At 63.8% G+C, this 23,713-nt stretch carries 18 protein-coding genes and 1 pseudogene; 6 read left to right on the plus strand and 13 right to left on the minus strand.

The genetic code is table 11. The features are described 5' to 3' along the window. Window positions 1-18: 18 nt before the first annotated feature. The 4 genes from AU252_RS20450 to AU252_RS20465 all read right to left on the minus strand — a co-directional run bounded on the left by AU252_RS20450 (window position 19) and on the right by AU252_RS20465 (window position 8,550). Complete coding sequence (locus tag AU252_RS20450; RefSeq protein ID WP_058933082.1) at window positions 19-3,207, minus strand: type I restriction endonuclease subunit R; 3,189 nt, start codon at window positions 3,205-3,207, stop codon at window positions 19-21. A gap of 474 nt (window positions 3,208-3,681) precedes the next feature. Continuing rightward, on the minus strand, window positions 3,682-4,863 hold the full coding sequence (locus AU252_RS20455; RefSeq protein ID WP_058932281.1) for a restriction endonuclease subunit S: 1,182 nt from the start codon (window positions 4,861-4,863) through the stop codon (window positions 3,682-3,684). Next, window positions 4,856-6,487, minus strand: a complete 1,632-nt coding sequence (locus AU252_RS20460; RefSeq protein WP_058932282.1) for a type I restriction-modification system subunit M — start codon at window positions 6,485-6,487, stop codon at window positions 4,856-4,858. Before AU252_RS20460 ends, AU252_RS20455 begins: the two co-directional genes overlap by 8 nt. After that, window positions 6,487-8,550 carry a hypothetical protein gene (locus AU252_RS20465; RefSeq protein ID WP_058932283.1) on the minus strand — a complete coding sequence of 688 codons (2,064 nt, stop codon included), beginning with the start codon at window positions 8,548-8,550 and terminating at the stop codon, window positions 6,487-6,489. Before AU252_RS20465 ends, AU252_RS20460 begins: the two co-directional genes overlap by 1 nt. A 240-nt stretch (window positions 8,551-8,790) precedes the next feature. On the opposite strand from AU252_RS20465, the gene AU252_RS24675 reads away from it, so the two are divergent. Further along, window positions 8,791-10,149, plus strand: coding sequence for a DUF4352 domain-containing protein (locus AU252_RS24675; protein WP_240484240.1), 1,359 nt, complete (start codon window positions 8,791-8,793; stop codon window positions 10,147-10,149). 67 nt (window positions 10,150-10,216) lie between these two features. On the opposite strand, the gene AU252_RS20480 is transcribed toward AU252_RS24675, so the two are convergent. Further along, window positions 10,217-11,431 (minus strand): aminotransferase class I/II-fold pyridoxal phosphate-dependent enzyme, encoded by a 1,215-nt coding sequence (locus tag AU252_RS20480; RefSeq protein ID WP_058932285.1) that lies wholly within the window; start codon window positions 11,429-11,431, stop codon window positions 10,217-10,219. Window positions 11,432-11,621: 190 nt separating this feature from the next. On the opposite strand from AU252_RS20480, the gene AU252_RS20485 reads away from it, so the two are divergent. Continuing rightward, window positions 11,622-12,359 (plus strand): VOC family protein, encoded by a 738-nt coding sequence (locus AU252_RS20485; protein ID WP_058932286.1) that lies wholly within the window; start codon window positions 11,622-11,624, stop codon window positions 12,357-12,359. A 26-nt stretch (window positions 12,360-12,385) separates the two neighbouring features. Here the strand turns inward: AU252_RS20485 and AU252_RS20490 are convergent, their stop codons facing one another. Continuing rightward, complete coding sequence (locus AU252_RS20490; RefSeq protein WP_058932287.1) at window positions 12,386-13,465, minus strand: PDDEXK nuclease domain-containing protein; 1,080 nt, start codon at window positions 13,463-13,465, stop codon at window positions 12,386-12,388. 177 nt (window positions 13,466-13,642) lie between these two features. On the opposite strand from AU252_RS20490, the gene AU252_RS20495 reads away from it, so the two are divergent. Together AU252_RS20495 and AU252_RS20500 are read left to right on the plus strand one after the other, a co-directional pair. Next, a complete protein-coding gene (locus tag AU252_RS20495) occupies window positions 13,643-14,026 on the plus strand; it encodes a cupredoxin domain-containing protein (RefSeq protein WP_058932288.1) in 384 nt (127 codons plus the stop codon). A 2-nt stretch (window positions 14,027-14,028) separates the two neighbouring features. Then, window positions 14,029-14,445, plus strand: a complete 417-nt coding sequence (locus AU252_RS20500; protein ID WP_240484241.1) for a hypothetical protein — start codon at window positions 14,029-14,031, stop codon at window positions 14,443-14,445. Between the two features lie 7 nt (window positions 14,446-14,452). On the opposite strand, the gene AU252_RS20505 is transcribed toward AU252_RS20500, so the two are convergent. Then, window positions 14,453-15,982, minus strand: a complete 1,530-nt coding sequence (locus tag AU252_RS20505; protein ID WP_058932290.1) for an FAD-dependent oxidoreductase — start codon at window positions 15,980-15,982, stop codon at window positions 14,453-14,455. Between the two features lie 147 nt (window positions 15,983-16,129). Beyond that, on the minus strand, window positions 16,130-16,600 hold the full coding sequence (locus AU252_RS20510; protein WP_058932291.1) for a DUF4383 domain-containing protein: 471 nt from the start codon (window positions 16,598-16,600) through the stop codon (window positions 16,130-16,132). 205 nt (window positions 16,601-16,805) lie between these two features. Between AU252_RS20510 and AU252_RS20515 the strand changes: the two genes are divergently transcribed. Then, the gene (locus AU252_RS20515; protein ID WP_058932292.1) at window positions 16,806-17,624 is read left to right on the plus strand and encodes a CPBP family intramembrane glutamic endopeptidase; all 819 of its coding nucleotides are present in this window, start codon (window positions 16,806-16,808) and stop codon (window positions 17,622-17,624) included. Between the two features lie 253 nt (window positions 17,625-17,877). Here AU252_RS20515 and AU252_RS20520 read toward each other — a convergent pair whose 3' ends face one another. The 3 genes from AU252_RS20520 to AU252_RS20530 all read right to left on the minus strand — a co-directional run bounded on the left by AU252_RS20520 (window position 17,878) and on the right by AU252_RS20530 (window position 20,830). Next, window positions 17,878-18,735: an SDR family NAD(P)-dependent oxidoreductase gene (locus AU252_RS20520; RefSeq protein ID WP_240484242.1), complete on the minus strand. Its 858-nt coding sequence runs from the start codon at window positions 18,733-18,735 to the stop codon at window positions 17,878-17,880. Between the two features lie 127 nt (window positions 18,736-18,862). Further along, complete coding sequence (locus AU252_RS20525; protein ID WP_058932293.1) at window positions 18,863-19,759, minus strand: NAD(+)/NADH kinase; 897 nt, start codon at window positions 19,757-19,759, stop codon at window positions 18,863-18,865. Between the two features lie 9 nt (window positions 19,760-19,768). Then, window positions 19,769-20,830 (minus strand): SPFH domain-containing protein, encoded by a 1,062-nt coding sequence (locus tag AU252_RS20530; RefSeq protein WP_058932294.1) that lies wholly within the window; start codon window positions 20,828-20,830, stop codon window positions 19,769-19,771. 103 nt (window positions 20,831-20,933) lie between these two features. Between AU252_RS20530 and AU252_RS20535 the strand changes: the two genes are divergently transcribed. Further along, complete coding sequence (locus AU252_RS20535; protein ID WP_058932295.1) at window positions 20,934-21,668, plus strand: NUDIX hydrolase; 735 nt, start codon at window positions 20,934-20,936, stop codon at window positions 21,666-21,668. 6 nt (window positions 21,669-21,674) lie between these two features. Here AU252_RS20535 and AU252_RS20540 read toward each other — a convergent pair whose 3' ends face one another. Next, window positions 21,675-22,739, minus strand: a complete 1,065-nt coding sequence (locus tag AU252_RS20540; protein ID WP_058932296.1) for an FAD-dependent oxidoreductase — start codon at window positions 22,737-22,739, stop codon at window positions 21,675-21,677. Between the two features lie 620 nt (window positions 22,740-23,359). Then, window positions 23,360-23,710 (minus strand): annotated as a pseudogene (locus tag AU252_RS20550) (IS701 family transposase); the annotation flags it as partial. Window positions 23,711-23,713 lie beyond the last annotated feature (3 nt).

The following is a 23,713-nucleotide window of genomic DNA, read 5'->3' on the forward strand; positions in this document are numbered from 1 at the left end:
TGGCGGAAATCTCTTGAGCTACGCCCGTGCCTCGGCAAACCGCGGCGCCATCGATTCCATCTGTTCCATGACCAGCTTGATTGCCTCCGGCTGCTTGTCCGGCGGGTATCCAAACCGCACCAGTAGCCGCTTGATCGACGACCGCAGCTTTGCCCGCACGTCATCGCGGACGGTCCAGTCCGTCCGCACGTCGCGGCGCATCACAGACACGAGCTCGCGTGCGATATCAGCCAGGACACCTTCGCCTTGTACCTCCACCGCCGACTCGTTTTGAGCCACGGCGTCGTAGAACGCCAGCTCATCGGAATTCAGCGGGGGAGTGAACTGCTGACCGCGTTTACCTTCCGCGGCCACCTCACGCGCCAACTCCACCAGCTCGGCGATGACCTCAGCTGACGTCAGCTGCTGGTTCGTGTACTTTTTCATCAGTTCCGTGATCCGCTCCGAAAATGCCCGTTGCCGGATCACGTTGTTCCGCGTAGACGCTGCCGACTCGTCGGCAATGAGCTTCCGCAGCGCTTCGATGGCCAGCTGCGGGTTCCGTGCCTTCTGCGTCTTGGCGATGAATTCCGGAGTCAGGTCGTCCAGCGACGGCTTGGGCATGCCGGCTGCCTCGTAGATGTCGAGCACCTCGCCCGAGGACGTCGCCGAAGCGATCAGGTTCCCCAGCAGGCGCTGAATTTCTTCAGGAACTGGCTCGCCGCTGGCCTGCCGGTCGGCGGCGTCGTACTTCGCCATCCAGACGCGGATCTCCTCGTACACCTGGATCTCGGGACGCAGCTCAGCCAGTGTCTCGGAGCCCGAGCACAGCGCCCACGCACGGGATAGCTGGCTGGAGAACTTGCGGTACTTCGCGGCAAGCGACTCTTCCCCCTCAGCCGGCTGGTTACCGGGCGAACCCGGGCTGCGCAAGTAACTGACCGCACCGGTGACGGCGTTCAGGAATGCCTTGGGCCCACCTTTCATCAGCACGGACTTCCAGTCGTAGCCCGCCAGCAAGGAACGCAGCGACTCCACCAAGGACAACGTCAGGCCAACAGCCTCATCAATGTTTTTGCCCACCGGCTTATTCGCCCGGTCCGACTGCGTGTACTCGCCCAGCGCCTTGGCCAGGTTCTCGGCCAGGGGCGCGTACGCCACCAGCAGCCCGTCCTCCTTGCCGCGGAACGTGCGGTTCACGCGTGCCAGCGTCTGCATCAGCAACGCGCCCTTGAGCGGACGGTCCAGGTAAAGCGTGTGCAGAGGCGGGGAATCGTAGCCGGTGAGCATCATGTCCTTGACGATCACCAGCTCCAGCTCGTCGTCCGCGTTTTTGAGCCGCTCTTTCACCTGAGCATTCAACGAGTCCCGCCGCACGTGGTCGGAAACGGGCGGCACATCAGTCGCGTCGCCCGAGTACACCACCTTGATCTTGCCCTTGGAGAGGTCGTCCGAATGCCAGTCCGGCCGCAGCTCCACAATCGCTGAGTACAGCTTCGCGCAGATCTCGCGCGTCCCGCCCACGATCATCGCTTTGCCCGGCGCCTCAATGAACTTGCCCATCCGGTTACGCCGGTTCTCCCAGTGCGCCACCAGGTCAGCGGCCAGCGCCGCAATGCGCTGCGGCGCACCATAAACAGCGTTGACGACGGCGACGCTCGCCTCGATGCGTGCCCGCTCGGTATCGTCCAGGCCGAGTGTCACTTCATCGGCGGACTTGTCCAAGTCATCCTCGGTGACATCCGAAGACAGCCCCACTTTGATCAGCCGCGGCTCAAAGTAGACGGGAACCGTGGCTCCGTCTTCCACCGCCCGTGACAGATCGTAGACGTCGATGTAGTCGCCGAAGACATCCTGGGTGTTGCGGTCATCAAAGGAGATTGGCGTACCGGTGAAGGCGATCAAAGTGGCATGGGGGAGCGCATCGCGGAGGTGACGGGCATAGCCGTCCAGGTCGTCGTAGTGAGAGCGGTGGGCCTCGTCGACCACGACAATGATGTTGCGCCGGTCGGACAGGAGCGGGTGGTCGGCGCCGGCGTCCTTTTCGGACTTGCTGCGGCCGAACTTCTGCAGCGTAGTGAAGTAAATGCCGCCGGTAGTCCTGTTGCTCAGCTCGTCCCGCAGTTCCGAGCGCCGTTTGATCTTTTTGGGAGACTCTGCCAGAAGCAGGCTGCGGTCAAAGCCTTCGAACAGCTGACCGTCCAGTTCGTTCCGGTCGGTGATGACAACGACGGTCGGGTTCTTCAACTTTGGCTGACGGGCCACCATGTTCGCGTACAGTTCCATCTCCATGGACTTGCCCGAACCCTGGGTGTGCCAGACAACGCCGGCCTTGCCGTTGCTTTCCACAGCCTGGATAGTGCTGGCCACTGCCTTGGTCACGGCGTAGTACTGGTGCGGCTTGGCGATGCGTTTGGCCAGCCCGCCCGAGCCCTGGTCAAAGGCTGTGAAGTTGCGGGTCAGCTGGAGGAATCGCTCCTGGTTGTAGAGGCCATCCAGTGCGGTATCCAGTGCGGTGACGGCGTCCCCGTCGAGCATGAAGCCCTGGGGAACGGGCACGCCGTCATCGTCCACGTTCCAGGGTGAGAAGTGGTTAAAGGGGGTGAACGGTGTTCCGTACTTGGCCTGGATCCCATCCGTGGCGAGCGTAAACACGCAGAAGCGGAAAGCCATGGGGAATTCGCGGAGATAGGTTTGTAGCTGTGCGTGGGCGCCCGGGAGGTCTGCGTGCGCGCTGCCCGCCTTTTTTAGCTCGATGATGCCCACGGGCATGCCGTTGCAATAGAGCACGACGTCGAAGCGACGCTTGTAGTCGCCCTCCACGAGTGTGACCTGGTTGACGGCCAGCCAGTCGTTCTGGTCCGGCTCTTGGCTGATGAGCCTGATGGTGGGGTTGGCCTCGTTGCCATCGGAGTCGATGTACGAGTGCCGGTATCCGTCAACCAAATAGCTATGGATGCGGTGGTTCTCAGCCAACGCGTCGTTCGACTTGGGTGCCGCGATTTCCGACAGTGCCTGCTGCAGGTATTGAGCCGGGACCGTCGGGTTGAATCGCTGGAGCGCCGCGAGGAGCCGCGGCCGGATAAACAGTTCGGCCCAGGAATCGCGTTCACCTGTGCCGGGAGCGATGGCTTGCCCCTCTACGGGCTTCCAATCGAGCTCGCCGAGCCGCTCCTTCGCGGCGCCCTCCCAGTCGGCTTCGGAAAAGGCTACTGCTGGTGCTGTCACGGTGATTTCCCCCAAAGTCTTTTGTTGTTCAGCTTACTCAGACGCCGGGCCGGCCAGCTTTATTCGCCATGGCTGCCCGTATGCCTTCACACGCTGGGGTATATGGCTTGAAATTGATGTTGCAGACGGTATCTGCAACCTTGGCACTCGAGTCATTGGCGTTTCTGCAGCCGGCTGCTGCACAAATTTGTTTTGGCCGCCAGCGTTTGGTTGCCCTATCCCGTGCAATCTTGTGCCCGCTCCCGGACGTGCAGAGATCGCGGATCATCGTGAAGTGTTGCAACAACCGTTGCAACACTGGACGGTCTCGGCCCTGTTCAATTTTGCAAATGGCGCTTGCAAGATTTCGAACGGTTCCAGTCCCAATTGTGCAACGCGTTGCCATCATTGCCGGGCGGCAGGGTGCCAATTGGGCAAGCGGCGCTTGCCCAATTGAATCCTCCATCCTTGGCAATAGTGCAACGCATTGAACGGTCATACCCCGGCCTTCTCCATGACTGTTTCCGCGTCCTTGACCCGGAGCTTGCCGGACATGAGCTGGGGGAGGAGGGCATCGCGGGTGGTGGCGAGCTTGGCGTTCTCAATGACGGACCCTGCGACTGCCTGCAGCAGCGGGCCAATACGGCTCTCTACAGAAGAAAGTGCAGCGTCGTCGAATTTCGGAAATGGGAGGTGGTCGAATGTCTTCATCGTTATGGTGTCAAAAACAGAGCCATGGGCTATTTCCTTGGCCCGCTGCGTAGCACGCAGCACAGCGAAGTAAAGGACCCCGGGTGGAACCTTGCCGGGGACAAACCCGTAACAGGACTGGTTAAACGAGGAAGGTGCTGCCAGCCTGGCAACTGCGCCTACGGTTCCCCGAGCTGTGAGAATGACGCTCCCTGACGGTAGCGGTTTCGCCTTAGTACTCGAGACTGCCAGCTGCGTGATCTTTTCATCCGTGTCTGTGATGACACCGAATTCCGCTCCGGTGATGTCTTTGGCCGAGGCCCAGAGTTGATTTCCGTCCCAATATTCTGCTCGTGACCGTTGTGGTGTCCCGCCCAGAAGGGGACTGAGAACTTCACTCATTGGCCGCATGTCGAGACTAGTCGTTGTTTGATCGAAAACTAGACCCGCTAACTCACTCGCTGTGGCAGCGAGCTTGGTGTTGGCGGCGATCTTGTCGTCGAGAGCGCCTAGGATTTCCGCGATTGCCCGTTGCTCAGGCAGCCCCGGTATCCGAACGGGCCAGGATCCCATCGTGGAGAGACTAATTCGGTTCACGGTAGCTCCGTGAATCGTGTGTTGTTCAATGATCCGCTGGAAATCGGGGCTGAGATAGAAATATAGAAGGAAATTCGGGTCAATCACGGCACGGTCGGGCCGGATCAGCGCCATGCGTCTGCCTAGGCAGGCCCGGATTCCCGCAGGCATCAGGGCGGCTTCACCGAGTCGTGTCTCATAGGAAAAGAGGAGGTCGCTCTCGGCTGGTTCGACTCGTTTGGTCCATTTCACAAAATCGGTCTCGGATACATGGTCGGACTGCTGCAGGTCCAGACGGCCCTCGTTCAGGCTGGAAATGTTTAGGAAGTAGGGGCCAGCTTCGATACGTGTGGGCGTCGCGTGCGGCCCGTCGTAGAGTGTGCCGAGGTCACTAACAGTCAATTCAGACATCGACCCTCCCCAACTGCTCATGAACCACAGCGGCCAGCCGCTCGGACTCTTCGAACTGCGCGAAAAGCTCCTTCGATAGCCGTGCGATCTTCTCTTCGATCGGCTCGCCGTCGTCCGCCACCTCGGCAGCCCCGACGTAGCGTCCCGGGGTCAGCGCGTAGTCGGCTGCCTTGATTTCCGCGAGGGTGGCCGAATAGCAGAAGCCCGCTTCGTCGTCGTACGCCAGCCCTGCCTCAACAGCGGAAGCCGAGCCGCGCCAGGCATGGTAGGCATTGGCGATCTTGGCGATGTCCTCGTCCGACAGTGCGCGCTCGGCGCGGTCCACCATGTCGCCGAGGTTCCGGGCATCGATGAACAACACCTGGCCGGTACGGTCCACAGAGCCGTGCGCACCGGCGGTCTTATCCTTGGCGAAGAACCACGTGCACACCGGGATGCCGGTGCTGCGGAACAGTTGGGTAGGCAGCGCAACCATGCAGGAGACGAGATCGGCCTCCACCAGCTGGGCGCGGATCTCGCCTTCGCCGCCAGAGTTGGAGGACATGGAGCCGTTGGCCATGACCACGCCGGCGCTGCCACCCGGTGCCAGCTTCGAAATGATGTGCTGGATCCAGGCGTAGTTGGCGTTGCCGGCTGGCGGGACGCCGTATCTCCAGCGCGGATCCGATTCGGAACGGGCCCAGTCCTTGATGTTGAAGGGCGGGTTGGCCATAATGAAATCCGCGCCGTTGGTGCCGCTCAGTTCCGGGTGCTGATCGCGGGCGAACGTGTCGCCCCAGCGCGAGGCAAGGTTGGCGTTCAGGCCGTGGATCGCCAGGTTCATCTTGGCCATCCGCCAAGTGCGCTCGTTGAGCTCCTGGCCATAGACGGAGATGTCCGAACCTTCCATGTTGTGTGCGGCCAGGAACTTTTCGGCCTGGACGAACATGCCGCCGGAGCCGCAGCACGGATCGTAGACCCGGCCGCTGTGGGGTTCCAGCACCTCAACGAGTACACGGACCACGCCTGCAGGGGTGTAGAACTCGCCGCCGCGCTTGCCTTCAGCCTTCGCGAACTTCTCCAGGAAGTACTCGTACACCTCACCCAGCAGGTCGCGTGCCTTGCTGGCGCCTTGGCCGGTGAAGCGAGCGGAGTTGAACAGGTCCAGCAGCTCGCCCAGCCGGCGCTGGTCCACGTTGTCCCGGTTGTAGATGCGGGGGAGGGTGGCTGCCAAGGACTTGTTGTCCTGCATGATGAGTTCCATGGCTTCATCGATGAGCAGCCCGATGGACTTGGGCTCGGCGCCGTCGATGGCGTCCAGGCCCTTGGCATTCTCTGCCAGGTAGGTCCAGCGGGCCCGGGGCGACACCCAGAACACGCCACGGCCGGTGTACTCGTCCACGTCATCGATGAGCTGGGCGATCTGCTCTTCATTGAGCCCGTCGGCCTCCAGCTCAGCCTGGATCTGCCCGCGCCGCTCCTCGAACGCGTCCGAAACGTACTTCAGGAAGACCAGCCCCAAAATCACGTCCTTGTACTGCGAGGCATCCATCGAGCCGCGGAGCTTGTCAGCCGCCTTCCAGAGGGTGTCCTTAAGTTCCTTCATGGTGGACGGGGCGAGGTCCACCTTCAATTTCGGAGGCATTATGAGGTTCCTTCTGCTGGTGCGGCGATGGAGATGGGGTCTGTCAGGGTAAGGCTTCCGCCCGCTACGCCGTCCGTAATCAGGGTAGCGAGTTCTTCCAGTCGGTTGAGGCGTTGACGGGCTTCTGCCTGCTCGTGTTGCAGCCTGGCTAACGCGTTGGATAGCGGCTGGCGTTGAACTTCCGGTGCGCGGCGGAACCGCCAGTTCCGCCATGTCTTATCCGCTGGCGGTCGGCTGCTGATGTCAGTGGCAACAACGTCCGGCACCAGGCCGCCGGGATCGCCGCGGTCGATCCGCAGGATCCGGGCAGGGAAGACGACGACGGCGCCGCCCTCCGCATCGACCATCGCTGCGGGCCGCGGGCTGGTGCAGAAGACGACGTCACCAGGTTCGGTGAGGCGCCCGGCCGGGTATTTGGCCGCGAAGTCGAGGAGCGTGATGAATCGCGGTTCGGTGTTGTGGGGATCCATCAGTTCCTCGCGGCCCAGTATCCTGCTTCCGGCCTTTCGGTTGAGGTCAGTCTCTTCAATCCTGATGCCTTTGACGTACTTGAGGTTTCCGGCCGTCAGCAGTTCCTGAGTTGATGTGGGCCGAGGCCCCGTGCCGGGCACGGCCGGCTGAACTCCGGGCAGCCCCGACGGCGCGGAGGTTCGGAACGACAGGAGGCGCACGAGTTCTTCGACCCGAAGCGCAGACTCGGCGCCGCCAGCCGTCGTCGAACTTCCAGCAGGAGGAACGTTCACGAGGGAACCCTTACCGGCGAGAAGGACGCGGGCCTGGACCAGCCGGGTGAACCTGAAGGAGTGCGCGCGGATGGTGGCACGATTGCCCATCGAGGCGACGACGTCGCTGATCAGGTCCTGGCTGACATCCAGGGTGAGCGGGGTGGTGCTCAGGTCTGCCACGCTCGTCCAGCGTTCCGCAATCGGCACATCAGCGAAGGACGGTCCCAGCACCCAGAGGGCCTGCGGCTCCCGGGGCTTGGCACGGAGAAGTCCTGGCTGGAGCCGGACGATGGCACGAACTCTGCCCGAGCGCAACAGATCTGAGCGCAGGTTGCCGGCTTCTCCAGCGAGAGCGTCGCACAATACCCGGGCAGGCGCGATGACAACGGCTCGCTGACTGTCGTCCATTTGCAGGACGATGTTCTCGATGCTGTTCAGGATGCCAGTCGTGTCCAAAGCTGGATTGCCCGGAGCGGGGTATTGCGCCACGTGCACCGCAGGGCCGCTGACCGCAAAGGCTCCCTTGGCATCGATCTTCACGGGGCTGCTGTCCGTGCCATGCACTGCCAGACGACGGCGGGCCACTCGCGACGCGCTGCCATGGTGGTCGGCTGCCAGGAGAGTGATGGGCCGCGACTCTCCGAATTGCTCGACGATGCTCAGCATCACGTCGCTCCCGCCGGGCGTCGAGTCGACGAAGAGGAGCCTGCTGTCCAGGGTGGATGCCAGCTCCATGGCCGTTGCGCCCACGAGCTTCAGCGCCTCGTCTGTCAGCGCGGTGTCCGATTGCTCGCGCAGCCCCTCCTTGAACCGGTGAGCCAGTAGTTTTTCAAAGGCCGCCGGCGCGCTGAACGCACTGTCCGCGAGCCTGTCCGCGAAGCTGGCCAATCCCGAGAGTGCGGAACCGAGGGCCTCCAGCTCGGAGTAGAGGAACAGATCGTCAGGGTCCGCTTCGTCTGCTGCGTCCAACAAATCAGTTGCGGTACTTCCACCCACGGCTTGTCCCGTAATGACCTTGAGCGCGAGGAGCGCGGTCAGGCCTTCGAAGGTCTGCCGACTGTCACGCGGCAGTTCGCCAGGTGGGCCGGCCAGCCTCGCGAAAACCGCGACGTCGTTCCGAGCCTCCGGGTTGTTCCCCCGGCCGGTGGCCTGCAGCCAGGCGGTGATGTGGTCTGCGTCGAACAGCTCCACGCCGTTCATGTGGGCGGCTGCCGTCGGGAACGGCAGCGGGCCTCCGCTGCTGCGCTTGCGCCACATGGAAACCACCGGACGCTTAACCTGGGCGAGCGCGGCGACATCGGAGAGCGTCATACGCAATGTTTCCGTGAATGTCTCCATGGCTGCCCCCTTCAGTCGTGATCGTCCCATCAGCTTAGTAGCGGCGGCAGACATTCTAAGTTTTCAAGTGATAACCCGGGTTATCAGTCCGATCATGCGAGCGTTCACTGATTCGATCGTAGGTTCATTCTGCAGCCACGAAGCAATCTTCCGGAGCTGCGACGGCGGCGGGGAACCGCGTATTGGGGGATCAGTATCCCGCCGCCGTTTAGCGGTCATCCACAAACAAAGGAAGAGAACATGTTGAACACTGACGCCGGCCAGGCGCAAATGCCTGACGGCCAGACTGCTCCTGAGGCAGCCGAGGAGCAACCCGCTCCGGCTGCGAAGTCCAGTCGCAAGAAGCGCACCCTAGTGGCGACAGCCGCCGTCGTACTTCTTGCCGGGGGCGTGGCCTTCGGCACCGTGCTTCCTGACCCGAAGACCAGCGATGCCTACACGGCGCTGGCTGACGAGAAGGCAACGGTCGAAATTGAGCGCGACGCCGCACTGTCGAGTTACTCGTCCGTGAAGGGCAAGTACGACAGCCTCCAGGGCGGCATCACAGCCCGGGAATCCAAGGTTTCCACACGAGAGACCGAAGTGGGCAAGGCCGACGCTGCAGTCAAGACGGCCGAAGCCGCCGTCAAGGCCAGGGAAGAGGCAGTGACCGGAGCCGAGAAGGCGAAGGCCGCCAACACCGTCAGCGACGGCACCTGGACTGTGGGGTCCGACATTGAGCCCGGAACCTACCGGGCCGTCGCGGCGGTGGGATCCACCTCTGGGGGATTTACCGCAGCGGCAGCAACGGCGGCGACATCATCGAAAACGACATCCCCGGCGGTGGTCGACCCGTGGTCACCCTCTCTCCGGGTCAGGACTTCAACTCCACCCGCTGCGGCAAATGGGAAAAGCAGTAACAAACCCGCAGCATCACCAAACGCACTCTCGAAAGGCACCACCATGTCTCACCAGAACTTTGATTCACTCCCGTCCGTGCCGGTTGCTGCGGCCCCGGCCAAGCGCCCGTTTTACAAGAAGAAGCGCTTTGTGATTCCGGCTGGCGTCTTGCTGCTCGGTCTCGTCATGGGCTCCTGCTCCAACGGCAGCAAGCCTGTGGCGGATTCCAGTCCCATCGCGTCTGCCGATGCCTCCTCGGCTCCGGCGGAGGCCGCGGCGCAGCCCGCGGCAGCACCGCCGTCGGCCGCCCCTGCACCTGCGGCTCCCACGGGACCGGCGGTAGGGACACCCTTCACCGTGAAAATGCGCAACGGCGACGTCGCCAGGATCACGATCGTTTCCGCTGTGCGGACCGACACGGTGACCACCACGGCGTTTGCGTCGCCGCCGAAGAACGGAACCTACCTGCTCCTGGACGTGCTGTGGGAGACCGAAGCGGGGAAGACGAGCTCGAACCCCTTCTACTTCTCAGCCAAGGATGAAAGCGGCCGGAAGGCTGACCTCAGCATGTTTGCCGATAACCAGCTGGGTTCCGGTGACGTCCTGCCGGGTGATAAGTCCCGCGGCTTCATCGCGTTCGATATGGCGCCGGGCGCAGCAACCGTGATGATCACCGATCCGCTGATGCAGGAAGCGGCGCGGATCCAGATCCCGGGGTAACCGGAACTTCAGCGGGACGCGGAGGGAGTCCTGTCGGCTACAGCCGGCAGGACTCCTTCAGCATGAATCACGGGCGGCTTTCCTTCATCGCCGCTTCGAATGCCGGCAAGCTGCGTTCGATCATGTCCTCGTTGGCTGTCAGGGAGATCCGGAAGAAGCCAGGCGTCTCGAACAGCCCGCCCGGCAACACGAAGACATCCCGGCGGGCAAGTGAGGTGGCGAACGCCTCGTCGTCCGAAATGGGGGACGTGACGTACAGGTAGAACGTGCCCTCCGGCCGCCGGACGAGGTACCCCATGCCGCCGAGCACATCGACGAGACGGTCCCGGCGCCGCTGCAACTGGCCGACGTCGATGGTGAACTTCTCCAGTTCGGGAAGCGCGTGCTGCAGCAGGGCGTTCGGATACACCCAGCCCATCGCCACCTGCAGGCCGGTGATAGCCGGCTCCATCTCATCCCGCTGCGGCATGGTGGGCGGCAACGCCAGGTAGCCGACGCGCTCGCCTGGGGAGAGATGGGTCTTGCCGTAGGAGTAGGCCAGGAGCGTGTGCGGGTAGAACTCCACAGGGCTGTGGAATCGCAAGCCGTCGAAAACGATCCGGTTGTAGGCTTCGTCCGAGATGAGGTAAATCCGCCGTCCAATCCTCGCCGAGGCCGCCTCCATCAATTCGGCCAGCCGGACCAGCAATTCGGGGGGATAAATCCGCCCCGTGGGATTGTTGGGCGAGTTGACGATCACTACCCGGGTGCGTTCCGTGATGGCGGCCTCGATCGCGTCGAGGTCCAGGTCGAACGTGGTTGTGTTGATTTTCACCTTTATCGGTACGAGCCCGGCTTCAAGGATCAGCGGCTCGTATAGGAACCAGGGCGGCAGGCTGTAAATGATCTCGTCGCCGGGATCGGCGACGGTCTTCAGCGCAAGGGCAATGGCGGCGAAGCCACCGGTGGTGAGGTAAATATCCTCCGTCCGGAAGGGCACATTCAGAAGCCTGTGAAGGGATTGAGCGGCTGCTTCCCGGCCGGCCTCGCCGTTGGTCTGGTAGGCGAACCACTGATCATTCTGAGGAGCCAGCGCGTCCCGCAGCGTATTCACGTAGCGGTCGGCCGGCATCTGGTGCGGATTGCCGAAGGTGAAGTCGCAGCCCGGCACCTGCCCGTGCCCGCGGGCACTGTACTCCCGGATGTAGGCGTTAACCCGCTGAAAGGAGGGGATCGACGCCAGCCGTGCAGCGCGATCAGATACCGCCGAGGTTGTCTGGGATGTGGCTGTCGGATCGTTCATGTCAACGCTCCTGTGTAGGGCAGCCCGGTGGGGCGGCAGTCGGATGGGCGGCGCGCTGCCAAGCCAGCGGAGGCCGTAGTAAGAGCCATTGTTGACTCGACGACGCATTGGAGTAAAGACTCCGCGATAATGGCCCGAATTAGGGCGTGCCTCCCATATTGGGTATTACCTGGGTATAGGGTCGGGCGGTATGGCGCTGCGACTTGTTCAGGTGAATTTCAAGGCTCGGGATGACTCAACGCTGGGCCGGTTTTGGGCGGAGGCGCTCGGCTGGGGTGTTTCCAGCGAGGGACCCGGTGTGACGAATGTTGAACCTGTGGACTTCGTCTGGCCGGACCCCGTGGCCGTCTGCATCGATGTCGTCACCGTCCCGGACCCCGAGACGGTGAGGTACCGCGCGCACCTCGATCTAGCCACCACCTCTGCGGCCCATCACGCGGAGCTGGTCGCGCGCCTGTTGGAGCTCGGTGCGACGCCCGCGGATGTGGGCCAGGGTGATGTGCCGTGGACAGTCCTAGCCGACCCGGAGGGCAATGTGTTCTGTGTGCTGGAGCCGCGACCGATCTACCGGGACACCGGGCCGATTGCCACGGTGGTGGTCAACTGCGCGGATCCGCGGGCCATGGCCCGGTTCTGGGGCGAGGCTACGGACTGGACCCTGCACGAGGTGAATGACGATCATGCGAGGCTGCGTTCGGCCACGGGCGTCGGGCCGTATCTGGAATTACTTCGCACCTCTGGCGAGGAGACGGTGTGGAACCGTGTCCATCTCGACCTGATGCCGTACCCGGGTGATGACCAAGCGGCAGAAGTGGCCAGGCTGCGGGGTCTGGGCGCCACTGACGCCGACGTCGGCCAGGGCGATGTGCCGTGGGTGTGCCTCGCCGACCCGGAGGGCAACGAGTTCTGCGTCCTCACCCCGGGCTGACATGGAGCCTTTCATGATGATTCCGGCTAATTCACCGGATCTCCTGGTGAAAAGTCTTGCGAAAGCTCGGCTTCGATTTCGCTGATGCTGGGTAGCGTGGCGGCGAATTCCTCTGGCAAGGACGCCACAACGGCGGATTCCCATTCGGCGATACCGATCGGTTTCGAGAAGCCCCGCAGGGAATACTCAGCCACGACGTTGTTCTTCGTTTTACACAGGAGCAGTCCGATGGTCGGCTCGTCGTCAGCATGACCCAGGAGGTCGTCAACAGCGGACATGTACATGTTGATTTGGCCGAGGTACTCCGGCCTGAAGGCGGTGGCTTTCAACTCCACCACGACGAAGCAACGGAGCTTGAAGTTATAGAAGAGCAGATCGGCAAAAAACTCGTCGTCGCCGATAGTCAACCGGACTTGCCGGCCGACGAAGGCAAACCCTTGACCGAGTTCCAGCAGGAACTTTTCGACGTGCACCACGAGCTGTCCCTCGAGCTCACGCTCATTCCGCTGGCCAGTCATGGACACAAAGTCGAAGACGTACGGGTCCTTGAATGATTGCTGGGCAAGATCCGAATCCGACGGCGGCAACGTCGTTTTGAAGTTCGTGATCGCCTTGCCGGAGCGTTCGTGGAGTTTCGTCTCGATATGGTGTGCCATTACGTTACGAGACCAGCCATTCTCGACGGCGGCAGCTGCGTACCAGAGCCGTGTTTCGGGGTCGTTCAGCCTTTGTCTCAGGGCGAGGTGGTGGTACCAGGGCAATTGTGCAAGCGGCGCTTGCACAATTGCCTCGCTTGGCCAGGTTTCAGCGAAGGCCCGCATATACTTCAGGTTTCGCGGCGAGAATCCGGTTGCTTCGGGAAACTGCCGTTTGAGATCCACCGAGAGCCGGTCGACGATTCGGGCTCCCCAACCTTCGAGACTTTGGCGTTCCAAAATATCCCGCCCGATCGCCAGATAACTGCGCAGCATTTCCTGGTTCGCAGCGGCGATCGCCTTGGACCTGCCAGAACTGACTTTGCCCGTGACGGACGCCAACAAGTCCGGGTACCAATCCGGCAAAGTGGACGCCGTGGGTGTTGTTTCAAACGATGCTGGTGTCGACATGTGGAGCGGTACCTTTCGTGGCCATCATTGCCCTGAACCTATCTGCGGGCACTGACATTCACCGCCGTCGGCCGCCCTTCACCGAACCGCAGGCGCCATTTCCGTCTGATGCGCGCACAATAATAGGGACAGGCAGGGCCTGGCGGGCCCTGGTTTCCGGAGTCGAGGACGGTCACCGTGAGAGCGATTCAGGCCAAGGCCACAGTGTTGCTCGTGGCGGTGCTCCTTTTGGGCGGTTGCGGCTCCGGCGCCGGAAGTCCCGCGGCGTCCCCCGGGCCGGGGACAGCGACGACGGGAGCGGTCAGCCCTGGAGCGCCACTTATCACCATCAAGGACTTCGAGTACGGCGCGCCGCTGACCGTTGCGCCGGGCGCAATTGTTTCGGTCACCAACATGGATTCAGCCGGCCATACCGTCACCGCGGACCAGGGCCAGGCATTTGACGTGGATGTCCGGGGAAGCGGCGGGACGGCCACGTTCACGGCGCCGTCGGCACCCGGCTCCTACCCCTACTACTGCACCTATCACCCCAATATGCGCGGGACGCTGATAGTCAAATGAACATGGCACTGAGGGTACTGACGGCACTGGCATTGTTCATCGATGCCGGGGTACATATTTATCTGGCCCCCGGCTACCAGGCGGCTTCGCCTGGCGGAATCGGACAAGGCAATTTGTTCTATCTCGAATCGGCCGCGGCGGTGCTGGCGGCGCTGTGGGTTCTGTTCCGAGGAAGCAGAGCCTCCTTTGCCCTGGCCCTTGTGGTGGCCCTGAGCGCATTCGTGGCCGTGGTGTTGTACCGGTATGTGGATATCCCGGCCCTCGGACCCTTCCCTGCCATGTATGAGCCGGTGTGGTTTTTTGAGAAGTCGCTCAGCGCCGTGGCTGAAGGAGCCGGGGCACTCCTGGCCGCTGTGGGCTTGGTGCGTACCGCCCCCAAGCGGCGGGCCGCCGATCCGAGGTCGTCCGCCAGCAAATAGTGGGCGATCAGGGCATCTGCGCCGGTGGGAGGTTCTTGGCGGCGGGCCCTTGGATGACGGTGCCTTCGGTAGTGAATCGGGAGCCGTGGCAGGGGCAGTCCCAGGTGGCGTCGGCGGTGTTGAAGCCGACGGTGCAGCCCAGGTGGGTGCAGGTGGCGGAGACGGCGTGGGCCTGCCCGTCTGCGTCCTTGTACACGGCGGTGCTCTCGCCGTTGACGGTCATGACTTTCCCCTCACCCGGCGACAGTTCCGTGTGGCCGGGCCGGCCGCGGAGTTTGCCGCCAAGGACAGCTGCCACGGTCTTGACGTTCTCCTTCATGAACCGTCTCGCGCTGGCTGCCGGGGTAATGCGGTTGCTGTTGAACACCGAAGCCCAGGGGTTCTCCCGGCCGTTGAGGGTGTCAGCGAGAATGAGCGCGGCTGCGGTTCCGTTGGACAGGCCCCATTTGCGCAGACCAGTGATGACGAACACGTGCTTGGCGGTGGGGGACATAAGTCCGGCGTAGGGCAGCCCGTCGAGCGGCATGCCGTCCTGAGTTGACCAGCGGTAGGCGACCTTGTCCACGCCGAGGCGGTCGTGGGCGAAGGCTGCGAGTCTGCGGTACCGCGCGGCTGTGTCGCCGGGCTCGGATACGCGGTGGCCCTCACCGCCGGTGAGCACGTAGCTTGTGCCGTTGACGCTGGTGGTCAGAATGGATCGCATCGGTTCGTCGGCGCTGATGAACGTGGCGTCCAGCGGTGGCGTGTCCACGCGTCCGGCGACGAGGTAGGAGCGGTGCGGATGAGACCGCAGGTAGAACAATCCCTGGCCGCCCCACGGCACATTTGTAGCGACGATGATGCCGCGGGCCCGGACGGTGCCGTGTTCGGTATCGACGACGGCCGGGGAACCATCGTGGACCTGCTGCGCCCGGGTCTGCTCATAGACGAAGCTGCCCTCACCGTTGACCGCGCGGGCGAGACCCCGGAGGTATTTCACGGCATGTATTTGCGCCTGTCCGTCGAATCGGACCGCACCCCTGACCGGGAAGGGCAGCGGCACGTCGGTGGTGAAAGCGGCGGGCAGGCCGAGGCGGGCGGCAAGGTTGGCTTCGGCGCGCACGAGGCTGAGCGCGTCGTCGGATTCGGCGTAGGTGTAGTTGGCCACGCGGCGGAAGTCACAGTCGATGGCTTCGGCGGCCACGAGTTGCGCGACGTGTTCGACTGCGGCCTGGTTGGCCTCCCCGTAGATACGCGCGGTGTCGTTGCCGTGTCGGCGCGCAAGTTCCGTGTAGGCAAGGCGGTGAAGGGAGGTGACCTTGCCGGTGGTGTGGCCGGTGACGCCTGTTCCGACGCGGGCGGTCTCGATGACCGCGACGGTCCGGCCGGTGCGTTTGAGTGCCAACGCCGCGGTCAGCCCCGCGACGCCGGCCCCGATAACCGCGACGTCCACCTCCAGATCCCCGCGCAGGACCGGATAATCGGTGGCTCCGGCGGTAGCGACCCAGAGGGAGCGGGGTTCACCTTCCGGCCGTCCACTGTTCGATGCGTCATTCACTGCGTCACCTCAGGATCACCCGGTACTGCTCGGCTGTATTAAGGCTGCGTCAGCAGCAGCCGACGCCGAGGGACTGACGGCGACCGTCCCGAGGATTTTCTACTCCAGGGGACGGCCGCCGTCGTCGGTTTCCCACGAACCGAGGCGCTACATAGGGCTTCCCTTCCTCTTCTCCATGGCATCCCGGCCGAGCCAGAGGCCCAGGCCCACCATGCCGACGCCCAGAACCAGGTGCAGCCAGTTGTCGGCAGTGTTGAACGGGACGAAGTTGGCGGCCGCGTTCATGTCGATGACCAGGCCGTAGATCCACAGCAGCAGGTACACAGCGCCGCCGCCCAGGAGGAACCAGCGGGCCATCGAGTTTGTCCGGGCCATTGCAATGCCGGCCGCGCCAAACAGCAGATGCACGATGTTGTGCAGGATGGACACTTGGAAGACTCCAAGCAGCATGGCCCCGGACTCGGGTCCGGCGAAGGTCATGGCGCCGTAATTGGTGGTGATTCCCGGGATGAACCCGAGGACTCCAACCAGCAGGAAAACTGCACCGATACCGATGGCGGTGTTGTGAAGTGTCAACCCCATCATGTGGTGTTGGGCAGGGTGTGACGCGGTAGTCATTTTGTCTCCCTTTCACGCTGGTTGCCGGCTCTTCAGGTGGAGAGCCGGCCTTGCGGCAAGGAGTCGCAGGAATCCTGCCGACGCCCACATCGTACTCCTGAAAACCGCGTGTGGGCAGGGGTAACAGTGCTTCGGGGGCCTCGCCCAGGCGTTGACCGCCGCGGCCATCTTTCCCAGACGGCGCCGTCGCTGACATGCTGGTAAGGTGACTTCGATCTTGACCGAACCACCCCGTACCGCGCTCACCTGGAAACTGGTGCCAGCGGTCCTGCTCTCGGTGTCCGGAGTGCTGCTATACGGCGTCGAGAATGACCTCATGGGCTACGGCGTGCTTGCCTTGAGCCTCGTCACGGCCGCAGTCATCGACCGCGAACTCCTACGGCACCTCGCGCTGATTGCGGCGGGAATGGTGATCATCAGCCTGGTTCCGCTGAACGCTGATTTGAGCATCCCGCACATTGCTTTGATGGGTGGAGCCCTTGCGTTGGCCGTGCTGGTGCCGTGGCTGGTGTCCCGTTTCGCCTACCGCGAGAGGATCATCAAGTTTCCGGTGAACACGGGCCGCAAATGGCCGTTGAGCGCAAAGCTGTACCTGATCGCTGTTGTGGCCCTCGGCTACCTCATCCTGCCGGTCTACCTGATCCGCACCGGGGTGTATCAGAACTGGCCGGACGCCTCCGACCCCACCATCTTCTGGCGCCTCTTTCTCGGCGTGAATGCGGTTGGTATTTGGGACGAGCTGTTCTTCATCTGCACCACGTTCACGCTGCTGCGGCGGCACTTCCCGGACTGGCTCGCCAACATCCTGCAGGCCGTGGTCTTCTCGTCCTTTCTCTGGGAGATCGGATACATGGCCTGGGGACCGCTTCTTACGTTCCCGTTCGCGCTGCTGCAGGGATACACCTTCAAGCTGACCAAGTCGTTCACCTATGTTGTGACGGTGCACTTAGTCTTCGACTTTGTGCTGTTCCTCGCACTCGTGCACGCGCACAACCGCGACTGGCTGCCGATCTTCTTGTATTGAGGCCGGCTTGCGTGGATCGGTGCCACTTGTGAAAGCGGCACTTTCACCAGTTATCCGACGGCGGTCCCGCCGGAGCGGTTGTACCAGGAGCGGTCGTACCTGGGCCTATCCCGATGGACGTACTGGCTGGCGCAGCAGCCTGGCCCGCAGGTCTTCATCTTTCACATTGCCCTCGTTCGATGGTGTTGCACTCGCTACTTGATTGACTCTGGCGGTATGTCTGATCCTGAAGCCTGCTCCAACAGGCTCAACGTCAGGGCATCCCGGCCAGGTGCGCGCACGCGTCCCACAAGCGCTTCCGGGCTTCGGGGTCCGATCCCATTCCGGGAGTCGGGAGCTCCTTGCGCTTGGCCCATAGCTTTCCTGAGACTCCCGTTGTTTCGCGTGATGTGGCGAGCCAGAGCGGTGTATCTGCCGCCTTTTCTGCCGGTGCTCCGAACGTGTTCGTGATCCAGCGGAATGGGCCCCCGACGTCCTGCAGCAGCGTCGTGTTCTTGACCAGTCCCGGATGGGCGGCATTGGCGACCACGCCTGAACCGCGCAGACGCTCAGCGAACTCCTGCGTGAGCAGAACCCGGGCCAGCATTGTGGGCGGCGTCGAGCGAAGGTAGCTGTACTTGCCGCCTGCAGTCTGGAGGTCGTCGAAGTTCAGCCTGACATTGCCATACCGGGACGCGATGTTGACGATGCGGGAATTGCTGGGTGGTGCGGCAGCGCGGTGCGTGAGCGCGTCCAGCAGCAGGTTGGTCAGGAGGAAGTACGCCATCACATTAGTGGCGAAGGTCAGTTCTATTCCATCGCGGGTTACCTGACGCTCCTTGCGGAACACGCCCGCTGCGTTGACCAGCACGTCGAGCCGGTCGTGGCGGGACAGGAAGTCGGCCGCCGCCGCATGGATCGAGGACTGGTCTGAGAGGTCACAGACCAGTGGTTCAAGTTTGGCGCCCGGAACCAGCCGGCGGATGCCCGCCATCGCCTCGCTCGCCCGGGTTGTTGATCGCCCCGCCACGACCACCAAGGCACCCTCACGTGCAAGCCCCGATGCCACAGCGCCTCCCAAGCCGCCAGCCGCGCCTGTCACCAGTGCCACGGTTCCGTCCATGGATGCCATCGCCTCGCCTCCTGACGCGTTGCCATCTTGGTGTAACGATGAGGCCGCCGAGCCGGGGAATTCCGGCGCTATTCCTCGACTAGTCAAAATCACAACACACGCGAGCCGGATTGACCAGACAACTTGCTTACACCACCAGCCGCAGCGGCCTTTCGCCCAACCGCACCGTGATTTCCTGGCCCCAGGATGCGGTCAGGCGGTCTGATTCCATGCCGTCGCCGAACACCACCAGCTGGTCGGACGCCACGGTGATCCGGAGTGTCTCGACCGCCTCCAGCACCCCCTCCGTCAGGGAGGCTCCGGTGATGGGGGAGGGCCAGGCCTCGCGGACGAACCACGCGAGCTGGGGGTCGGCCGGCGCCGGCAGGGCGCGTCCTCCGCGCTCGAGGGCGATGGAAGCGCACCAGCCCGTGGCCCCGGTGCCGGTGGAGATGATCAGTCCGGACGAGGACTGCCGTTCGGTCCGGCCGTCCGGGGTGGTGAGCTGGTACCGGGCCGACTGGTGCGAGGCATGCCCGACGAAGATTTCGTTGAGCGCCGAGAGTTCCTGCCCGTCGTCGAGGCGTGCTGTCACGGTGGCGAGCTCCTGGCTGTTCAGCCGTTCCGGCCCGGCCAGGGCAGCCTCCCGGAGCAGCTCTGCTGCCCCGTTGGGCGTGTGCCGGACCAGGACGCCGGGATTCGCTCCGGGCTCCGGATCGATCCCGATGACCGGCTGGCCGTTGAGGTACTTGGCCGCGTTGGCCACCAGCCCGTCCTGGCCCACCACGGCCACGATGTCCTCCGCTGTGAGCAGGAAGCGGCTGAGGTCCGTGCGCTCCACCTCGGCGTGACGCCATTCGGCCGGAACTGCGGCCCGGACCGTCTCCAGCGCGACGGTGATCCTGTCATGTCGCCCCTGGACATCCTGGATGTTGCGTCCCCGCGTGCGGAGGAAGAATTCGGCCTGTCCGCGCGTGGCGTGCCGGTCCAGCAGTTCCTGGAGCTCGGTCCGTCGGTGGACGATGACAAGGCGTGGATTTGCCATGCCGGGATCCTACTTCCCGGCGTTGCCGGTGGTGCCTGCAGCTACGCGGCCTGCATCAGCCAAGGCCGTGCCGCCCACCGGCTCCCGGAGCAGCCCGGCCAGCGCCCCGCTCAGCAGGTCCGGGGTGATGGTGAGGTTCCCGATGTTCGGCAGCGACCCGGCTGCCTCGCGGAGGGCCAAGCCCAGAAGGGTGGCGTGGTCCACGTCCTGGTAGACCTCCATGGTGGCGGCCTCGCGTGCGGCAGAAGCCTCGCCCAGCAGCCGGATCTGGTTCGCTTCGGCGTCGGCGCTGATGCCTTGCCGTTCGGCCGAAGCGTGCGCGTCGATCAGTCCCGCGGCCGCTTTTTCCTCGGCCGCACGCCGTGCGTTGGCGCCTTCCTGGGCCACCAAGTGTTCGCGGCGGGTGGCCAGTTCGATCTGGCTCGCCATTTCGTTCTCGGAAATGGTCCGTTCACGTTCGACGGCGACGGCCCGGCGTTCGTAGACGGCGCGGTCTGCTTCGGCGTGGAGCTGTTCGCGGACCGGCGTCTGGAGGGCTCTCTCGACGTCCGACTCCGGCCGGACGGCCAGGACCTGCACGCCAAGGATCTCGATGCCTGTGGACAGGAGCCGGGCGTCCGAGCGCAGCGCGTCGGTAAGGACCGTGCGGAGCTGGCTGACAGCGCGCTCCAGGGCCTCGGCCAGCGTGGTGGTGGCGATCTGGTCGATGGCGTGGCTTTGGCACAGCTGGCCGATGATAGTGGCCACCTGGTCCCTGCCGGTCGCGGGACCCGCACCGGCCGGTTGGAGGCCGAAGTCGAGCCGGCTGGAGACGGCCACGGGGTCGACGAAGCGGTAGGTCACGTTCGCCTGGATGCTTACGTCCTGGTGGTCCCGGGTGATGGCGTGGAAGAGGGTAGGCAGTTCCTGGTCATCGACGGGAACCTCGCTGAGCACGGAGACCGCGGGGCGGTACCAGAACGCCTGGCCTACTCCTTCGTGGCGGACCGAACCCTTCTGGAGGTGGACGACGTAGCCGGTGGGGCTGCCCAGGAAGTGGCTGATCCAGGGGTAGTTCTTGATGCTGGCCATGGGATTCTCCTCAACGGTTCATGTCGTCACTTTGACGATAATCGAACGATAGGCGCCGCCGGAACTTATTGTCAAGATGACGATAAGTTCCTAGGATGGGGATATGCCTGAATCCCACCCGGAACCCGCGCGCTTCCCGGTGACGGTCGACGTCGTCGCCCTCACCGTGGCCGACGACACCCTGAACGTCCTGCTCATCACCCGGCTCATTGAGCCCTTTCGCGGCACACTCGCCCTCCCGGGCGGTTTTGTCCTGGCTGGCGAGGACCTGCCGTCTGCTGCGGCCCGCGAACTTGCTGAAGAGACCGGCGTCGAGCACGTCCCCGGGTACCTGGAGCAGCTGGGGAGCTATGGCCCGAAGGGGCGCGATCCGCGCGGCGATGTGCTTACCGTGGCTCACTTGCTGCTCGCGCCCAACTTCCCGGTGCTGTCCGCCGGGAGCGACGCCGAGCATGCTGGCTGGTATCCGGTCAGCCAGGTCCTGAGAGGCGAAGTGCAGCTCGCCTTCGACCATGAGCGGATCCTCGCCGATGCCCTGGAGCGGGCGAAATCAAAGCTCGAATACTCGCCGTTGGCGGCGGCCTTTTGCGGTGAGGAATTTACCGTGGCACAGCTCCGTGCTGTTTATGAGGCCGTCTGGGGTACACGCCTCGACCCCAGGAACTTCCACCGGAAAGCCACGGGAACACCTGGTTTTCTGGAGAGCACCGGACGGATGACGGCGGGCGACGCCGGCCGCCCCGCGGCTCTCTTCAGGCTCGCCGAAACGGCCCGCCCGACAGCAGGCCAGCCCACGCATGCCGTGCTGAATCCACCGCTCATGCGCCCGCGTGACTGACGCCCCCTAGTGGCGGGGGAGCGTGGGATCCCGCCGTGGCCTGGGTTTCACCAGCCGGTCGACGGCACCAACCGCGGCGTTGCGGATTCCTGAGCCGGCATCCAACATGGCGAATTTGCCCATCAGGCGCGAGGCCAACACGAGCCGCTGAGTCCGCGCCCGTCGCTCCTTGTCGAACACGGCAAGACCCGCCTCGACAGAGGATGCCTGCGCCACGGACCGCCCCAGCGTGGCCCCATCAACGATGGCCTCGCAGGCCCCGCGTCCAAGGAAAGGCGCCATTGCGTGGGCGGCGTCGCCCACCAACGCTGTCTTTCCGGCGACGAACGAATGCAACTTCGGTGCCTCGAAGAGCCCATGATGCAGGATGGCGTTTTCTTCGATCGTGCCGATCAGCTCCCCCACGCCGCGGTGCCAGGTGCCGAAATGGTTCACTACGTGGGGCAGATGTGGTCCATCAAACGTCCGATCGGCGCGGATGCATGCATACCAGTTCGTCGCATCAGGACCTGCCGGCGTGATGCCGAACAGTGCCCCGGGGGCCCAGGTCTCGCCGTATTCGGCCACGGCGCCCTTGACGGTGCCCCGCCATGCGACGGCTCCAAGGGAACGGGCGCGGAACCGGTCACCGAACATCCGCTGCCGGGTGCGGCTGAACGTGCCGTCTGCACCGACCACCAGCTCCGCATCGTCCAGCTGTTCGGCCTCGATGACATGCGTGTTGAAGCTGACGTCGATGTCCCGGGCAAGCGCGGCGAGCAACGCGGGCCGGGAGACCAGGTTCACGTCGGCGCCCCCGGGGGCTGTCAGCAAGGTCCGCCCCGCCGGCGTCCACAGTCGGGTTCCTGCGCCAGCAGCAATATGCGCCCAGCCGACAGTGCGGCGCGAGGCGTCAACACCAATACCATCGAGGGCCTTCATGGCGGCCGGCCACATGCCCAGCATGGTGCCCGACGTCGGCAGGGCCGCAGCCTGCTCCAAGACTGTCACTGACCAGCCGTGACGCTTCAGGGCCCGTGCCGTGCTCAGGCCGCTGATGCCCGCGCCGATGATGACCGCTGAATGTCCCACGCCTCAAGGCTACAGACCCCACCCAGCTGGTCATTCGTCCCGTTTGGGTGGACGGGTACGCTGGGATGACCGTTAGGCGGTGTGCGGTGCCCGTCCAGCTGGGCGTGGAACCACCCCAGCATCCCGGAGGTGTTCAAATGGCTGCGCGAGCCCCCTCAACTATGAAACCGCCGACATCACGCGGCACATCCAGGACCTCGTGTTGAATTCCACGGCCCTGCCCGGCTTTCTAGAGAACCTGGCGGTCTTCTGCGCGGACGAGCTATCGCGTTTTTCCGGGGATGTGTCCTGCGGAATCACGGTGCTCCGGCCGTCGGGTGCTCCCGTGATGAGTGGCTCTGACCAACGCAGCCGAACCCTTGAGGATTCTCAGACCAGATACCGTGAACGGCCGGAAGTGCTCGCCTCGTTGGAGGTAGGAATCGTCACGGTCACGGACCTGAGGTCCTAGTACTACAGTCGCGTTTGTGGGGTGTGGCCGCGGGATTTGTAGTGGCATTGCTGGGCTCTGTGTTGGTGTTTTCGTCGCCAGAGTGAGCAGCGGATGACGTGTCGGTGGTCTGGTTCCCGGCGCCAGGCAATCCGTGTGATGAGGTGCCTGATTTCGGGCAGTGAGAGCCTTACCAAGTGCTCGGCGCTTGGATCTGGGCCCCCTTTTTTGAGCGGATGACACTGAGGAAGGCGTGGGCGAACATGGACAGGGTGATGTGCCTGTACCAGCCGGTGTACTGCCGTACCTGGTAGTGGTCAAGCCCGGTTTCGCCCTTGGAGGTTTGGAAAGTTTCCTCGATGGCCCAGCGGGCTCCGGCAACCCGGGCCAGTTCGATCAGGGTGACGTTTTCCGGCGTGTGGCAGATGAAGTAGGCAAGGTCCGTGGGGTCTTTCAGGGAGCGGCGGGCCAGCAGCCAGTGCTCACCGGTCTCGGCGGGGCCGTTGATGCGGATCCTTGCCCAGGCGTAGAGCCGTTCGCCCCG

This window comes from Pseudarthrobacter sulfonivorans, assembly GCF_001484605.1.
GTDB classification, from domain to species: Bacteria; Actinomycetota; Actinomycetes; order Actinomycetales; family Micrococcaceae; genus Arthrobacter; species Arthrobacter sulfonivorans_A.

Bases quoted from the DNA above. Each gene is read 5' to 3' on its own strand.
- AU252_RS20455 (WP_058932281.1), bottom strand. From the start codon at position 4,863: ATGTCTGAATTGACTGTTAGTGACCTCGGCACACTCTACGACGGGCCG.
- AU252_RS20460 (WP_058932282.1), bottom strand. From the start codon at position 6,487: ATGCCTCCGAAATTGAAGGTGGACCTCGCCCCGTCCACCATGAAGGAA.
- AU252_RS20465 (WP_058932283.1), bottom strand. From the start codon at position 8,550: ATGGAGACATTCACGGAAACATTGCGTATGACGCTCTCCGATGTCGCC.
- AU252_RS24675 (WP_240484240.1), top strand. From the start codon at position 8,791: ATGTTGAACACTGACGCCGGCCAGGCGCAAATGCCTGACGGCCAGACT.
- AU252_RS20480 (WP_058932285.1), bottom strand. From the start codon at position 11,431: ATGAACGATCCGACAGCCACATCCCAGACAACCTCGGCGGTATCTGAT.
- AU252_RS20485 (WP_058932286.1), top strand. From the start codon at position 11,622: ATGGCGCTGCGACTTGTTCAGGTGAATTTCAAGGCTCGGGATGACTCA.
- AU252_RS20490 (WP_058932287.1), bottom strand. From the start codon at position 13,465: ATGTCGACACCAGCATCGTTTGAAACAACACCCACGGCGTCCACTTTG.
- AU252_RS20500 (WP_240484241.1), top strand. From the start codon at position 14,029: ATGGCACTGAGGGTACTGACGGCACTGGCATTGTTCATCGATGCCGGG.
- AU252_RS20510 (WP_058932291.1), bottom strand. From the start codon at position 16,600: ATGACTACCGCGTCACACCCTGCCCAACACCACATGATGGGGTTGACA.
- AU252_RS20520 (WP_240484242.1), bottom strand. From the start codon at position 18,735: ATGGCATCCATGGACGGAACCGTGGCACTGGTGACAGGCGCGGCTGGC.
- AU252_RS20525 (WP_058932293.1), bottom strand. From the start codon at position 19,759: ATGGCAAATCCACGCCTTGTCATCGTCCACCGACGGACCGAGCTCCAG.
- AU252_RS20530 (WP_058932294.1), bottom strand. From the start codon at position 20,830: ATGGCCAGCATCAAGAACTACCCCTGGATCAGCCACTTCCTGGGCAGC.
- AU252_RS20535 (WP_058932295.1), top strand. From the start codon at position 20,934: ATGCCTGAATCCCACCCGGAACCCGCGCGCTTCCCGGTGACGGTCGAC.